The organism is Microbacterium enclense (genome assembly GCA_038182865.1).
GTDB lineage: Bacteria > Actinomycetota > Actinomycetes > Actinomycetales > Microbacteriaceae > Microbacterium > Microbacterium enclense_B.
Window position 1 is genome coordinate 2,005,157 of record CP116226.1, and the last position, 14,903, is coordinate 2,020,059.

Genomic DNA, 14,903 nt, shown 5'->3' on the forward strand with positions numbered 1-14,903 from the left:
ATGCTGACTCCAGCGAAGCCCGCCCGAGGGTTTCGGTCCCCATGACAACGATGTCGGAGATGCGATGACGCACGACGAGCAAGAGACCGCCCCCGCGGTCGCCGAGGGCTCGATGCCTCGGCCGCGCGCGCGGCTCATCGACGTCGCCACCGCCGCCGGCGTGAGCCCGAAGACCGTCTCGCGCGTCATCAACGACGAGACCGGAGTGCTCCCCGACACCCGCGACCGTGTGCTGCGTGCCGTGCGCGATCTCGGCTTCGTGCCCGACCGCAGCGCCCGGGAGCTCAAGCGGCGCGATGCCGACACGATCGGCATCCTGATCGACGCGATCAGCGACCCGTTCTTCGCCGCGTTCGTCAGCGTCGTCGAAGAACTCGCGGTCGCCGAGGGCCTGAGCGTGATCTTCGCCAGCACGGGATATGACGCCTCGCGCGAGCGCCTCCAGCTCGACCGCCTCACCGGTCACCGTCTCGCGGGCCTCATCGTGGCACCCGTGGCGGTGGCCGCGTCGACGCTCGTGAGCCTGCGGATGCGCTTCCCCGTCGTGAGCGTCGACCGCGTGCGCGCGGGGATCGACGCCGTGGTGATCGACGACGCCGGGGCGGCCGCCGAGGCGACGACGGCTCTCATCGCGCACGGGCACCGTCGCATCGCCTTCATGGGCGAGGACGTCCCTTACCCGACGGTCAGCGACCGCCTGGTCGGGTACCGCTCCGCTCTCGAAGCCGCGGGACTGCCCTTCGACCCCTCGCTCGTCGTCACCCACGAGCGCTTCGGCCGGGGAGGAGCCGCCGAGGCGTCGCGTCTTCTCGAACGCGACGACGCACCCACCGCCCTGCTGTGCGCGACGAGCCTTGCGGCCATCGGCACGGTGCGGGTGATCCGGTCCCAGGGCCTGCGCATGCCCGCGCTCATCTCGTTCGGGGACTTCCCCCTCGCCGAGGCGCTCGAGCCGGGCATCACCTGTGTCGACCACGATCCGCGTCTGTTGGCCGTCGCCGCCTTCCGGCTTCTGCGCGAGCGCGCCGTGCGTCCCGAGGAGGGGCCGGAGCGGATCGTGGTGCCGACCCGGCTGGTGGCGCGCGGGTCGGGCGAGGTCGCGGCGGGTGGCCGGGCCTCGGAGACGGTCTCGGTGCCCTCCCCAGATCCGGACGGGTGCAACGGATCCGGACGAAATGCGCTTATCGATCCGGATCCGGTGCATCTTTCCGGATCTGCGACGTCGCCGCCCGCGCCGCGGGAGGAGTTCAGCCCGCCCTCCGCCCTCGCCGACCCCGCCCCCGAGCTGGTCGCGGCCGCCCTCTCCCTCGTCCACCCCGAGCCGGCCGGCGACGTCGCCGTTCCGGCCGCAGCCCCGATCGGAGCCGCGTCATGAAGCCCGTCCTGTTGCCGCCGAACCCCGTGCAGCACTTCTATCTCGGCGGTGACCGCATCGCCGCGCTGCGTGGCATCGAGCCCGAGACCGATCGTCAGCCCGAGGAGTGGCTCGGCTCGACGGTCTCGCGTTTCGGCTCCGACGAGATCGGCCTCGCCGTGACCGATGAGGGAGCGTTCCTGCGCGACCTCGTCACGGCCGACCGCGCCGCGTGGGTGGGGGCCCGGGGCGGACGGGATGCCGCGGATCTCGGCATCCTGGTCAAGCTCCTCGACGCGCGGCAGCGCCTCCCCGTGCACGTGCACCCCGACCGCGGGTTCGCGAGCGCGCACCTCGACTGCCCCTACGGCAAGACCGAGGCCTGGTACGTGCTCGAGACCGAGGAGGACTGCGCCGTGCACGTCGGCTGGAACCAGGCCGTCGACCGCGACGAACTCGACCGCCGCCGCGACGCGCAGGACAGCGAGTGGATGCTCTCGCGCATGAACCGCGTCGTCGTGCGACCGGGCATGGGCGTGCTGGTGCCCGCGGGCACCGTGCACGCGATCGACGGCGGCATCTTCGTGGCCGAGGTGCAGGAGCCCACCGACTTCTCGATCCTCCTCGAGTGGTCGGTCACGACCTCGACCCGCGAGGAGTCACACCTCGACCTCGGCTTCGACGCCGTGATGCCGTCGGTGTCGACCGAGAAGCTGGATGCCGAGGCCCTCGACGCCCTGGTCAGCACGGCGGGGACGACGACGGCGGGATCGGGCTTCCGCTCGCTGCTGCCCGCGGTCGCCGATCCGTACTTCCGTCTTCTCGACGCGGCGGGGGATACCGCCTCCCGCGAGGCCGGCTTTGCGGTCGTGCTCGTGCGCGAGGGAGCGGGCGCCTTGGTCTCGGATGCCGGGACCGTCGAGGTCGAGCGCGGACAGGTCTACGCCGTGCCCCACGCGTTCGGCGCGTGGCGGCTGACGGGCGCGGCCGAGATCCTCGTCGCCGCCCCCGGCGCGGGCTGGCCCGGCACCCTGCGCGGGGGTGACGTGCGATGAGCGAGTACGTCGTCGGGATCGACATGGGCTCGACCAGCACCAAGCTTCTGGTCGCCACGCCCGAGGGGCGCCAGGTGCTCGTCGTCAGCCGCCCGTCGCCCTGGACGAACCTCGACCACGGACGGGCCGAGATGCCCGCCGAACGGGGGATCGCCGTGGTGCGCGAGCTCGCGGCCGAGGCCGACGCCCGCCTCTCCGACGGGTACCGCATCCTCGCGCTCGGGGTGTCGGGCATGGCGGAAGCCGGCGTGCTGCTGGATGCCGAGAGCGTCCCGCTCGCCCCGATCATGGCCTGGTTCGACCCGCGCGGGGCCGCGCAGATCATGGCGACCCCCGAGGAGTTCCGCGCCGAGTTCCCCGGCCGCACGGGACTTCCGGTGGGGCCTCTGGCATCCGTCGCCAAGCTCTTGCACCTGCGGGAGAGCGGCATCGCGCTCGCGGGGACGACGTTCCTCAACGTGCCCGAGTACGTGGTGAACGCCCTCGGCGGCCCGCGGGTGGCCGAGTACTCGCTCGTCTCGCGGACGGGGCTCCTCGACCAGGACGACAGCACGCCGTGGCACGCGGCTCTCGACGTGCTGGGGGTCGACGCCTCGATCCTCGGTGCGCTCGTCAGCGCCGGAGAGGCCGTCGGCCGGCTCGACGACCCCGCGATGCCCGACGGTTTCCAGGGGGCTGCCCTCACGATCGCCGGCCACGACCACCTCGTCTCGGCCGTCGCCGTCGGCGCCACCCACACCGGTCAGCTCTACGACTCCATGGGCACCGCCGAGGCGCTCGTGCGTGTGCTCGACGACACCCTGCCCTTCGCCGCCCGGGAGCGTCTCGCCCACGCCGGCATCAATTGCGTGCGGCACGTCATCCCCGGCAAGTACGTGCTGCTCGCGGGCACGAAGTCGGGGCTGCTCATGCGGCGCGTGCTGCAACTGCTCGGAATCACGGATGCCACGGGCCGCGCCCTCATCGACGCCGCCGCCCTGGCACTCCCCGTCGACGGCACGCTGGCCGACGGCGGTCTCGAGGTGACGGGCGCGCGCAACGACGACGGGGTGCTGAAGATCGTCGCGCAGAGCGACGGGCTCAGCCCGGCCGAGTTGTTCGCGTCGTCGCTCCGCCACGGGAACGACATGCTCGCCGAGTGCATGGCGGTGATGGACCGCGAGGTCGCTCCGCCCACCTCGACGGTGCTGACCGGCGGCTGGTCGACGATGGCATCCGTCGTCCGCTCCCGCTCGACGCTGCTGCCCGACGTCACGGTGTCGACCCACGATGAGGGCACGGCTTACGGGGCCGCCCTGTTCGCCGCCTTCGCTGCTTCGTCCGATTCTTTCGAGGCCGTCGCCCAGGCGTTCCTCTCCTCCTCTGTTCTCACTACCGAAAGGAGCTGACGATGTCGTCAGTCACCACCGCCGTTCCGGTGCTGCAGGCTCGGGGCCTGTCGCGTCAGTTCGGTCATGTCCGGGCGTTGAACAACGTCGACTTCGAGGTCTACCCGGGAGAGGTCACCGCCCTCATCGGTGACAACGGCGCCGGCAAGTCGACGCTCGTCAAAGCCCTCTCCGGCAACCTCGCCGTCGACGACGGGGAGATCCTCTTCGACGGCAAGCCGATCGAGATGACCAACCCGCAGGTTGCCTCCGGCCTCGGCATCGAGACCGTGTACCAGGACCTCGCCCTCGCCCCACACCTGGACCCCGTGCAGAACATGTATCTGGGTCGGGAGATCCGCCGCCCCGGCATCGCCGGAGCGCTCGGGTTCATGAAGACCAAAGAGATGGCCGTCGCCTCGCGTGCGGCTTTCGACGAGCTCGGCGCGACCGTGCGGTCGTTGTCGTCACCGGTCGGTGAGATGTCCGGCGGTCAGCGTCAGGCGATCGCGATCGCCCGCGCCGTGCATTGGGCGGGGCGTCTGGTGTTCCTGGACGAGCCGACGGCGGCGCTCGGAGTGCGTCAGACGAAGAACGTGCTCGAGACGATCCGGCGGGTGCGCGACAAAGGCATCGCGGTGGTGTTGATCTCGCATTCCATGCCGCACGTGATGGACGTCTGCGACCGCATCCAGGTGCTGCGTCTAGGCACCCGTGTCGCGAACGTGAGCGCGAAGAACACCTCCATGGAAGAACTCGTCGGGCTCATGACCGGCGCCGTCACGAAGGACGACCAGAAGTGAGCGTCACCACCCCTCCCACCGAGACCGTCGCCATCGGCACATTCGAGGACACGAAACCAGGGTTCTTCCGCGGGTTGCTGAAGGCGCAGGCCTTCCAGATCCTGCTCATCCTGATCGCGATCGTGCTCGTGTTCAGCGCGCTGGCGCCGGAGTCGTTCGCGCAGTGGTCGAACTTCCGCCTCATCATCCAGAACGCCTCGATCCTCGCCGTCCTGGGTGTCGGGATGACGTACATCATCATCACCTCCGGCATCGACCTCTCCATCGGCTCCGTGCTGGTGTTCTCCGGCGTCGTGTCGGCGTTGACGATGCGCGCCCTCGGCGGGGAGGGCTGGGGAGTGGCGACGATCGGGATCCTCGTGTCGATCCTCAGTGGCGTGTGCTGGGGGCTTTTGAACGGCTTCCTCATCGCGAAGGCGAAGATCCCGCCGCTGATCGTGACCCTGGGTTCGCTCGGGATGGCGCTCGGTCTCGCGCAGATCCTCACCGGCGGCGTCGACATCCGCGACGTGCCCACCGTGCTCACGGTCTCGATCGGGTACGGCAACGTGTTCGGGTCGCTGCCCATCATCAGCGTCATCGCCCTGGTCGTGGTCGTGATCGGCGCCGTGGTGCTGCACTTCACGAAGTTCGGCCTCTACACCTACGCCGTCGGCTCCAGTGAGCTCGCCGCCCGCCGGGTCGGCGTGAAGGTCGACCGCCACCTCATCTCGGTGTACACGCTGTCGGGAGCGCTCGCGGGACTCGCCGGCATCCTGGCCCTGTCGCAGTTCTCCACCACGGCGATCGCCGGACAGTCGCAGACCAACCTCAACGTCATCGCGGCCGTCGTGATCGGTGGCACCTCGCTCTTCGGCGGCGTCGGCACGATCTTCGGCACCGTGGTCGGCCTCTTCATCCCCGCCGTTTTGCAGAACGGCTTCGTCATCACCGGCGTGCAGCCCTTCTGGCAGCAGGTCGCGGTGGGCGCGGTGCTGATCACCGCCGTCTACGTCGACCAGGTGCGCCGCACCGCCGCGACCCGCGGCAACACCCAGAGCCTCTGGCGGAAGTTCGTCAGCGGAGGACGCCGCGGCTGACGCCCGGCATCCGACATCACCAAGAGAGAACGGTCATCACAATGCAGTGGAACAACAAGGTTCTCGCGTTCGCCACCCTCGGCGCCGCAGCCACCCTCGTCCTCGCCGGGTGCTCCGGCGGAGCCTCGTCAGGCTCCGCGTCGGGCGGTGCCGACGGGGGCTACAAGATCGCGTTCGTGCAGGGCGTCGCGGGAGATGAGTTCTACATCTCCATGCAGTGCGGCATCCAGGACGAAGCCGCCAAGGAAGGCGCCACCGTCACCACCCAGGGACCGGAGAAGTTCGACCCGACGCTTCAAAAGCCGATCGTCGACGCGGTCGTCGCCTCCAAGCCCGACGCCCTCCTGATTGCGCCGACGGACGTGTCGGCGATGCAGGCGCCGATCGCGGCGGCGGAGGCCGCGGGCATCAAGGTCGTGCTCGTCGACACCACCCTGGAAGATCCCTCGGGCGCGGTGTCGCAGATCTCGAGCGACAACGAAGGCGGCGGGGCTGCCGCGTTCAAGGCGATCCAGGATGCCAACCCCAACGGCGGCAAGGTGCTCGTCGTCTCGGTCGACCCCGGCATCTCCACCACCGACGCCCGCGCGAAGGGCTTCGAGGACGCGGTCGCGAAGGACTCGAAGTTCGAGTCGGTCGGCGTGCAGTACTCGCACAACGAGCCGTCGACGGCGGCGGAGATCGTGACGGCGGCGCTGCAGAAGGACCCCGACATCGTCGGCATCTTCGCCGCCAACCTGTTCGCCGCCGAGGGCTCCGCCACCGGCGTCCAGCAGGCGGGCAAACAAGGCCAGGTCACCATCGTCGGCTTCGACGCCGGCCCCGCCCAGGTCAAGGCCCTCGAAGCCGGCACCGTGCAGGCCCTCGTCGCGCAAGAGCCCGCCACCATCGGCTCCGACGGCGTCAAGCAGGCCATCGCCGCGCTGAAGGGCGAGTCCACCGAAGCCAAGATCCAGACCGGCTTCACCATCCTCACCAAGGACAACATCGACGGTGAGGGCAAGGACGCGGTCTACAAGTCCAGCTGCTGAACGATGCCGGATGCCGGGACCCTCGCGCGGGGTCCCGGCATCCACCCCACCCCGCTTGAATCGCCCCACTTCGCCGTCACAGACCACCGCCAGCGACAAAGTGCGGCAATTCGAGCCACCGACCCGGGACCCACGCACAACGATCGGGGCCCGGCGTCCACCACCCCGCTTCATTTGCCGCACTTCGCCGCCTCGGACCACGCCGAGCGACAAAGCACGGCAACTCAAGCCACGACCCACGGATGACGGACCACGCGCACGACGCTCGGGCCCCGGCACCCACCCCCTACCCCGCGTGAGTTGCCGCACTTCGACGCCTTGGACCACCTCGAGACGACGAAGTGCGGCAATTCACGCCACGACCCACGGAGCCGAGACCCTCGCGCACGACGCGCAGGTCCCGGCATCCACCCCGCGTGAGTCGCGGCATTTCCACGGCTCGAAGCGACGAAGTGCGGTATCCGCGCGAAGCAACACCCACCCCGACAAGAGAGAGACCGCCGTGCCGCTGGCCGACATGCCCGAACTGCTCGCCGCGCACCGCGCGGTCGGGGCCTTCAACTTCATCACCCTCGAGGTCGCCGAGGCGATCGTCGCCGGCGCCGAGGCCGCCGACACCGGCGTGATCCTGCAGCTGTCGCAGAACGCCGTCGCGTTCCACGGCGGTCTCGCCCCCGCCGCCTCCGCCGCTCTGCGCCTGGCCGAGGCCGCGCGGGTCCCCGTCGCCGTGCACCTCGACCACGCCACCGACGAGCCGCTCGTCGACGAGGCGTTGGTCGTCGGCATCCGGTCGGTCATGTTCGACGCGGCCCACCTCGCGGATGCCGAGAACCTCGCACGCACTGCGGCCGTCGCCGCCCGCGTGCACGCCGCCGGAGCCTGGATCGAGGCCGAGCTCGGCGAAATCGGCGGCAAGGGGGCCCACGCTCCGGGCGTGCGCACCGACGTCGCCGAGGCCGTGCGCTTCGTCGAGGCCACCGGGGTCGACGCCCTCGCCGTCGCGGTCGGCAGCGAGCACGCGATGCGCGAACGCAGCGCCCGACTCGACGAGCCCCTCATCGCCCGTCTCGCCGCCGCCGTTCCCGCGCCCCTCGTGCTGCACGGCTCGAGCGGCGTCGCCGACGCCGGGATCGACGGCGCCGTGCGCGCCGGGATGCGCAAGATCAACGTCGGCACGCACCTCAACACCGTCCTCACGGCGGCGGTGCGCGCGGAGTTGGAGCGGGATCCGGATGCCATCGATCCGCGTCGCTGGCTCGCTCCGGGGCGCGAAGCGGTCGCCGCAGAAGTGCAGCGTCTGCTCGACGTGATCACGGGGCGCAGCGTCCCGGCGCAGCACGCCGCGGGAGCGCACGCGTGACCGGGATCGTCACCCTCACCGCCGCGGGCGCGATCGACGCGACGTACCGCGTCGGGGCGCTCCGCCGCGGGACCTTCGCCCGCGCCGACAGCTACACGCGCGAGGTGAGCGGCAAGGGCGTGAACGTCTCCGCCGCGCTCGCCGCGGGCGGAGCGGACACCGCCGCGGTCGTCGCGCTCGGTGCCGACGACGTACGTTTCGCGCGCGGCGGGCTCACCGCTCCGCTGCTGCGCATCGTCGAGGTCCCCGGCGCGACGCGCGTGAACACGTCGATCATCGATGCCGAGGGGGCCACGACGAAGGTCAACGCGCCCACCCCGCCGCTGTCGCCGGAGGCGTGGGATGCCACGATCGCGACGCTGCGAGCGGAGCTCACCGCGCGGACCGATCCGTGGCTCGTGATCTCGGGCAGCCTGCCGGAGCTCGCGGGAACCGGCCGGCTCGTCGACCTCGACGCCGTCCGCGCGATCGCGCGGGAGAGCGGCGCGCGGGTCGCCGTGGACACCAGCGGTGCCGCCCTCGACGCGCTGCTCGCCGACCCCGTCGGCATCGACCTGCTCACCCCCAACGCCGACGAGCTGTCAGCCGCGGTCGGCCGCCCGCTCGCGACCCTCGGCGATGTCGTCACGGCGGCGCGCGAGATCGTCGCGCGCGGGGTCGCCACGGTGCTCGCGAGCCTCGGTGTCGACGGACTCGTCGCCGTCACCGCCGACCGTGCGGTGTTCGCGCGGGCCGATGCCCCGTACGTCGCCAACACCGCCGGCGCGGGCGATGCCGCTCTCGCGGGGTTCCTCCTCGGCCTCACGCGGGAGCTTGCGGTCGACGCCGATCCGCTCGCCGTTGCCGCGGCTTCCGCGGCGGAGTGGGGCGCGCACGCCGTGGCGCACGCGTCGACGATCGTCGCGGGACCGCCGCACGGCATCCGGGCCCGGGTCGAGACCTCGCCCGACCTCGCGCGTCGCCTCACCTCCGAGGGGGACGCGTGAGCGCCGTCGCGCCCGAGATCGCCGCGGCCGTCGCCGACATCACACGCATCCGCACCCGGGCGATCGACCGCGTCGCCTACGCCAACGACGCCTCGCACTACCTGCTCACCCCGGATGCCGTGGTCGTCGCCGCCGACGCGGCCGAGGTCGGCGCGATCCTGCGCGGGGCCACGGCATCCGGGACGCCGGTCACGTTCCGCTCGGGCGGAACGAGCCTGTCGGGGCAGTCGTCGGGCGCGGGGCTGCTCGTCGACGTGCGGCAGGGCTTCGGGCGCATCGACGTGCTCGACGGTGGCCGTCGTGTGCGCTCGCAGCCCGGGGCGACGGTGCGGCAGGTCAACGCGCGGCTGCTGCGGCACGGGTACCGTCTCGGGCCCGACCCCGCGAGCGAGGCCGCCTGCACGATCGGCGGCGTCGTCGCGAACAACTCCAGTGGCATGGCCTGCGGAACGGCCGAGAACTCGTACCGCACGCTCGAGGGGCTCGTGCTGGTGCTGGCATCCGGGACCGTGGTCGACACGGCGGCGCCCGACGCCGACGCGCTGCTGCGTGATCGCGAACCCGCCCTCGTCGAGGGATTGATGCGTCTGCGCGAGCGAGTGGTGAAGAACGCCGCGAGCGTCGCGCTCATCGAGCGACAGTTCGCGATGAAGAACACGATGGGCTACGCGCTCAACGCGTTCCTGGACGTCGACACCCCGGCAGCCCTGCTCGCGCACCTCGTCGTCGGGTCGGAGGGCACGCTCGCGTTCGTGGCCGAGGCGACGTTCCGCACCGTGCCGATCCGTCCCGCGATCGCGACGACGCTCGCGGTGTTCCCGACCCTCGACGCCGCCACCCGGTCGCTGCCCGCGCTCGTGGCGACCGGGGCGGCGACGCTGGAGCTGATGGATGCCACCTCCCTCCGCGTCGGCCAGCGCCTCGTCGGCACCCCCGCCGCCATCCACGGCTTCGAGGCCACCACGCAGGCGGCGCTGCTGGTCGAGTACCACGCGGACGACGTCGACGCGCTGCGCGACCTCGCGGGGGCGGGCTCCCGTGTGCTCTCCGAGCAACCCCTGCTCGACTCCGCCGTGTTCTCGAGCGACCGGGTGCAACGCGCTGCCGCCTGGACCTTCCGGAAAGGCCTGTACGCCTCGGTCGCCGGCGCGCGCCCCTCGGGCACCACGGCGCTGCTCGAAGACGTGGTCGTGCCCGTCGAGCGCCTCGCCGACACCTGCGAGGGACTGCAAGAGCTGTTCGCGCGCTTCGGGTACGACGACAGCGTGATCTTCGGCCACGCCAAGGACGGCAACATCCACTTCATGCTCACCGACCGCTTCGAGGGCGCGCGGGCGCTCGGCCGGTTCGAGGGCTTCACCGACGCGATGGTCGACCTCGTGCTCGACGCGGGCGGCAACCTCAAGGCGGAGCACGGCACCGGACGCGCGATGGCGCCGTACGTCCGCCGGCAGTACGGCGACGAGCTGTACGACGTGATGGTTGCGCTTAAGCGCCTGCTCGACCCGAGCGGCATCCTGAACCCGGGCGTCATCATCGACGACGATCCCGGCGCGCACCTGCGTCATCTCAAGACCCCGGTGTCGATCGAACCCGAGGTCGACCGCTGTGTCGAGTGCGGCTACTGCGAGCCGGTGTGCCCGAGTCGGTCGATCACCCTGACCCCGCGCCAGCGGATCGTCGTGCGGCGCGCCTCGACCGCAGCCCGCGAGCGCGGGGACGGCGCTCTGGTCGCGGAGCTCGAGAAGGACTACGACTACGACGGCGTACAGACCTGCGCCGTCGACGGCATGTGTCAGACCGCGTGCCCCGTGCTCATCAACACCGGAACCCTGATGAAGCGCTTCCGCCGCGACGACGCCAACCCGGTGCTGGCGGCCGGATGGTCGGCTGCGGCGACAGGCTGGGGGACGGTGACACGGGCGGGGTCTGTGGCGCTCTCGGTGGCCTCCGCGGTGCCGACGCCGGTGGTCAGGACGGTGACGGATGCCGCGCGCGCGGTGCTGGGGACGGACACGGTGCCGCGGTACTCCAGGGAGCTCCCCGCGGGAGGTCCCTCGCGGCGGTCGCTGGGCGCTCGGGTCGGCGCCGCGGGCGCGGAACCGGCTGCGGTGTTCCTTCCCGCCTGCGTCGGGAGCATGTTCGGAGCGGCCGAGGGGATCGGGGCGACCGCCGCCTTCGTCCGTCTGCTCGAGCGGGCCGGGGTCGCGGCGATCGTCCCCGGCGGCATCGACTCCCTGTGCTGCGGCACGCCCTGGTCGTCGAAGGGCTATGCGAAGGGGCACGCGACGATGACCGCCCGCGTCCGAGCAGCCGTCCGCACGGCGACCCGCGACGGCGCCCTGCCGGTCGTCTGCGATGCCTCGAGCTGCACCGAAGGGTTCGCCGCGACCCTGCGCGACGACGGCATCCGGGTTGTGGATGCCGTGGCCTTCGCCGTCTCCGACCTGCTTCCCGCGCTCACACCCACGCCGGTGGCCGCGCTGCTGGCGCTGCACCCCACGTGTTCGTCGAGACAGCTGGGCATCGATCCCGCGCTCCGCGCGATCGGGGAGGCCGTGGCATCCGAGATCCGTGTTCCCGACGCCTGGGGCTGCTGCGCCTACGCGGGTGACCGCGGCATGCTGCATCCCGAGCTGACGGAGGCCGCCACCGCCCCCGAGGCCGCCGAGGTCGCGGGCTGGGGCGCCGACGCGCACGCCTCGTGCAACCGCACCTGCGAGTTGGGCATGACCAAGGCGACGGGGGAGACGTACGTGCACGTGCTGGAGTTGCTGGAGAGGGCGACGCGGTAGCCGGTGCCTGGGCGAGTGCGCCCGACCGCCCGACTGCCCGACCGCCCGGTCGCGCGTTCGCCCGGTCGCCCGATCGCGCGTTCGCCCGGTCGCCGATGGCGCGTCGGAGCCGCGTGCCGAAACCGGCCGCGCGCGCCGGCTCGGGCACCGGATCGGGCGCGCCCGCGGCGTCAGATGCGCCCGCCGTTCGCCAGGACAGGGAGCCGGGAACGGATCCCGGGGAGGGCCGCGATTGCCTCGTCGACGTCGAACACCACCGTCGCGGGGGCGTCGTCGAGGCGGAGCAGGTCGAAGCCGTCGGCGCCGATGACACCGCTGTACCCGATGCCGGTCGGCGCTCCCACGCCGTCGTCGCGGCCCACGGTCAGCGGGTCGGCTTGCCCCACGGCCACGATCACGGTGGTGGTGTCGAGAGCCCGGGCGCGGGTCAGAAGCTCCCAGTGCTCTCGCTTGCCGGCGCCCGAGCCCCATGACGCGCACACCAGCGTGACCTGCGCGCCGGCGTCGGCCAGGGCGCGGAACAGCTCGGGGAAGCGCACGTCGTAGCAGGTGGCCAGCCCGACGCGCACGCCGCCCAGCTCGAAGGTCACGGGCCGATCGCCGGGCTCGACGGCGTCGGACTCTCGGTAGCCGAACGCGTCGTACAGGTGGATCTTGTCGTACGCGGTGTCAGCGGGTCCCGCGACGAGCAGCGTGTTCCGTACCCGGTCGCCCGTGGCGCCGGGGGTGAACATTCCCACCACCACCGTCACGCCCAGACGCTGCGCGAGCTCGCGCACGGTGCTCGCCCACTCCGCGTCGAGCGGCTGCGCCACGTCGGTCAGATCGGGTCCGGCGAACCGGCACATCATCGCTTCGGGGAACACGACCAGATCGGCGCCGTCCGCGGCGGCGCGTTCTGTTTCGCGCGTGATCAGCGCGAGGTTGGCGGCGGGATCGGCGCCCGCGACGACCTGGGCGAGTGCGATGCGCATGGAGTTCTCCTTCATTCGGGGTTCCCCCCGTGTTGTATACCTGACGTATGCCTTCTGCTGCGCCGCAATCGGGTCGCGATCGTGCTCTCGGCCATCTTCGTGTGTTGTTGACCGACCCCGAGGTGGAGAACGGCTTCATCAGCGAACAGGAGGTCGCCGATGCGGTGGGTGTCTCGCGCACGCCGGTGCGCGAGGCCCTGTTGATCCTCGCCTCGGAGGGTCTCGTGCACCTCGAGCCGCGGCGAGGAGCGCGCGTCACGCCGCTCACCCCTCGCGAGACAGCGGAACTGATGGAGATGCGCGGTCTCATCGAGCGCTTCGCGGTGCAGCGGGCGCTCTTCCAGGACGCCTCCCCGCACGAGGTGCTCGCCGAGATCATGCACCGACAGGATGCCGTCACCGCGGGTCTCGACCGGTTGAGCTTCGATCAGGCGCGGGCCTGCATCGAACTCGACCGTCAGTTCCACCAGACGCTCGTGGACGCCGCCGGCAATTCGCTGTTGTCGCGCAGTTACGCCGGACTCCGTGAGCGCCAAGTGCGCGTCGGGATCGCCGCTCTCGGGATCGGCCCCTCGCGCTGGGAGGCCGTCGCTCACGAGCATGGCGCGATCGTCGAGGCCCTGCGGGCGGGGGACCAGGCGGCCGCCGAGAAGGCCATCGACGACCACCTGTCCATCACCCTGAGAACCATCCTGACGGGGGTCTAGGCGCCGGCCTGCTTCTGGGCCAGCACCTCGAGATACTCCTCGTCCTCGGCGTGCTGCGGATTGCGCCCGAGGAGCACTCCGATGACGGTCAGCACCGCCGCCACGGCGAGGTAGATCGCCGGTGCCACCCAGCTGCCGGTGGCGTCGAGCAGCGCCGTGAAGATCACGGGCGCCAGTGCCCCGCCGAACACACCCGCGATCGTGTACGCCAGCGACGATCCCGTGTACCGCAAACGCGGGCTGAACTGCTCCGTGATGAAGGCCGCCTGCGGGCCGTACAGGAACGAGTGGATCGCGAGGCCGATCACCACCCCGAAGACGAAGAGCGGTTGCGATCCACCGCCCACCATCGCGAAGAACACGAACGGCCACACCGCCGCGGCGACCGCGGCGACGGCGTACAGCAGACGCCGGTTGACCAGGTCGCTCACCCATCCTGCGAGAGGGATGAGCCCGAGCTGGAAAGCCGAGCCGACCAGCGTTGCGGTGAGCACCTGCGAGCGGTCCATTCCCAGCTGCGTCAGGCCATAGGTCAGGGTGAACACGGTGAACATCGCGTAGAGGATGTCGGGGGCGAGTCGGCACAGGATGGCGGCGAGCAGCCCGCGCCCCTCGAGGCGGAAGACGTCTTTGATCGGCGCCTGCGGGCGGTCGCCGGATTGTTCGATGGCGCGGAAGATCGGGGTGTCCTCGAGCGCGAGCCGGATCCAGAGGCCGAAGGCCACGAGAACCGCCGACAGCAGGAAGGCGACGCGCCAGCCCCATGCGAGGAACTGCTCGTCGGAGAGGGTGAGGGTCAGGACCGCGAGAACGCCGTTGGCGAGGAGGTTGCCCGCCGGGGGGCCGACCTGCGCCGCCGAGGCCCAGAAGCCGCGGCGTCGGGGGGTGCCGAACTCGCTGGAGAGCAGCACGGCGCCGCCCCACTCGCCGCCGACGCCGACGCCCTGCGCGAAGCGCAGGAGGACCAGCAGGGCCGCGGCTGCGGGTCCGATGGCGCCGTAGGTCGGCAGGACGCCGATCAGGAATGTGGCCACGCCGACGAGAAGCAGGGTGATCACGAGGACCCTCTTGCGCCCGATCTTGTCGCCGAGTCGTCCGAAGACGATTCCGCCCACGGGGCGTGACAGGTAGCCGACGGCATACGTCGAGAAGGCCAGGAGTGCGCCGGTGAGCGGGTCGCTCTCGGGGAAGAACAGCGCGGGGAACACCACCGCGGCGGCAGCGGAGTAGACCGCGAAGTCGTACCACTCCAGAGCCGTGCCGGTGAGGCTGGCGGTGTACGCCTTGGCGAGGGAGCGCTTGTGCTCCCGGCCGGCCGGTGCGCCGTGTCGAACGTTGGTCATGGGGGTCCCATCTGGTGTCGGCGGGTCGGGAGACCGCGTTTCCGTTTGC

Annotated in this window: 12 protein-coding genes; 10 read left to right on the forward strand and 2 right to left on the reverse strand. The window is 71.4% G+C overall.

Going from position 1 to position 14,903, the window contains the following annotated elements; genetic code table 11:
* Positions 1-64: 64 nt before the first annotated feature.
* The 9 genes from PIR02_09315 (at position 65) to PIR02_09355 (ending at position 11,830) form a co-directional block, all read left to right on the forward strand.
* Positions 65-1,375 (forward strand): LacI family DNA-binding transcriptional regulator, encoded by a 1,311-nt coding sequence (locus PIR02_09315; GenBank protein WZH38852.1) that lies wholly within the window; start codon positions 65-67, stop codon positions 1,373-1,375.
* Positions 1,372-2,409 (forward strand): class I mannose-6-phosphate isomerase, encoded by a 1,038-nt coding sequence (locus PIR02_09320; protein ID WZH38853.1) that lies wholly within the window; start codon positions 1,372-1,374, stop codon positions 2,407-2,409. The genes PIR02_09315 and PIR02_09320 overlap by 4 nt, the downstream gene beginning before the upstream one ends.
* A complete protein-coding gene (locus tag PIR02_09325; protein WZH38854.1) occupies positions 2,406-3,797 on the forward strand; it encodes an FGGY family carbohydrate kinase in 1,392 nt (463 codons plus the stop codon). The genes PIR02_09320 and PIR02_09325 overlap by 4 nt, the downstream gene beginning before the upstream one ends.
* Positions 3,798-3,799: 2 nt before the next feature.
* Positions 3,800-4,579 carry an ATP-binding cassette domain-containing protein gene (locus PIR02_09330; GenBank protein ID WZH38855.1) on the forward strand — a complete coding sequence of 260 codons (780 nt, stop codon included), beginning with the start codon at positions 3,800-3,802 and terminating at the stop codon, positions 4,577-4,579.
* A complete protein-coding gene (locus PIR02_09335) occupies positions 4,576-5,658 on the forward strand; it encodes an ABC transporter permease (GenBank protein ID WZH38856.1) in 1,083 nt (360 codons plus the stop codon). Before PIR02_09330 ends, PIR02_09335 begins: the two co-directional genes overlap by 4 nt.
* 41 nt (positions 5,659-5,699) lie before the next feature.
* Positions 5,700-6,689 (forward strand): ABC transporter substrate-binding protein, encoded by a 990-nt coding sequence (locus PIR02_09340; GenBank protein WZH38857.1) that lies wholly within the window; start codon positions 5,700-5,702, stop codon positions 6,687-6,689.
* 502 nt (positions 6,690-7,191) lie between these two features.
* Positions 7,192-8,049 (forward strand): class II fructose-bisphosphate aldolase, encoded by an 858-nt coding sequence (locus PIR02_09345; protein ID WZH38858.1) that lies wholly within the window; start codon positions 7,192-7,194, stop codon positions 8,047-8,049.
* A complete protein-coding gene (locus tag PIR02_09350) occupies positions 8,046-9,035 on the forward strand; it encodes a PfkB family carbohydrate kinase (protein ID WZH38859.1) in 990 nt (329 codons plus the stop codon). Before PIR02_09345 ends, PIR02_09350 begins: the two co-directional genes overlap by 4 nt.
* Positions 9,032-11,830, forward strand: coding sequence for an FAD-binding and (Fe-S)-binding domain-containing protein (locus PIR02_09355; GenBank protein ID WZH38860.1), 2,799 nt, complete (start codon positions 9,032-9,034; stop codon positions 11,828-11,830). The genes PIR02_09350 and PIR02_09355 overlap by 4 nt, the downstream gene beginning before the upstream one ends.
* A gap of 170 nt (positions 11,831-12,000) precedes the next feature.
* Here the strand turns inward: PIR02_09355 and PIR02_09360 are convergent, their stop codons facing one another.
* Entirely contained in the window at positions 12,001-12,804 is an 804-nt protein-coding gene (locus tag PIR02_09360; GenBank protein WZH38861.1) for a carbon-nitrogen hydrolase family protein, read from the reverse strand.
* A gap of 47 nt (positions 12,805-12,851) precedes the next feature.
* Between PIR02_09360 and PIR02_09365 the strand changes: the two genes are divergently transcribed.
* Positions 12,852-13,511, forward strand: coding sequence for a GntR family transcriptional regulator (locus PIR02_09365; protein WZH38862.1), 660 nt, complete (start codon positions 12,852-12,854; stop codon positions 13,509-13,511).
* On the opposite strand, the gene PIR02_09370 is transcribed toward PIR02_09365, so the two are convergent.
* A complete protein-coding gene (locus tag PIR02_09370; GenBank protein ID WZH38863.1) occupies positions 13,508-14,854 on the reverse strand; it encodes an MFS transporter in 1,347 nt (448 codons plus the stop codon). The genes PIR02_09365 and PIR02_09370 overlap by 4 nt on opposite strands.
* Positions 14,855-14,903 lie beyond the last annotated feature (49 nt).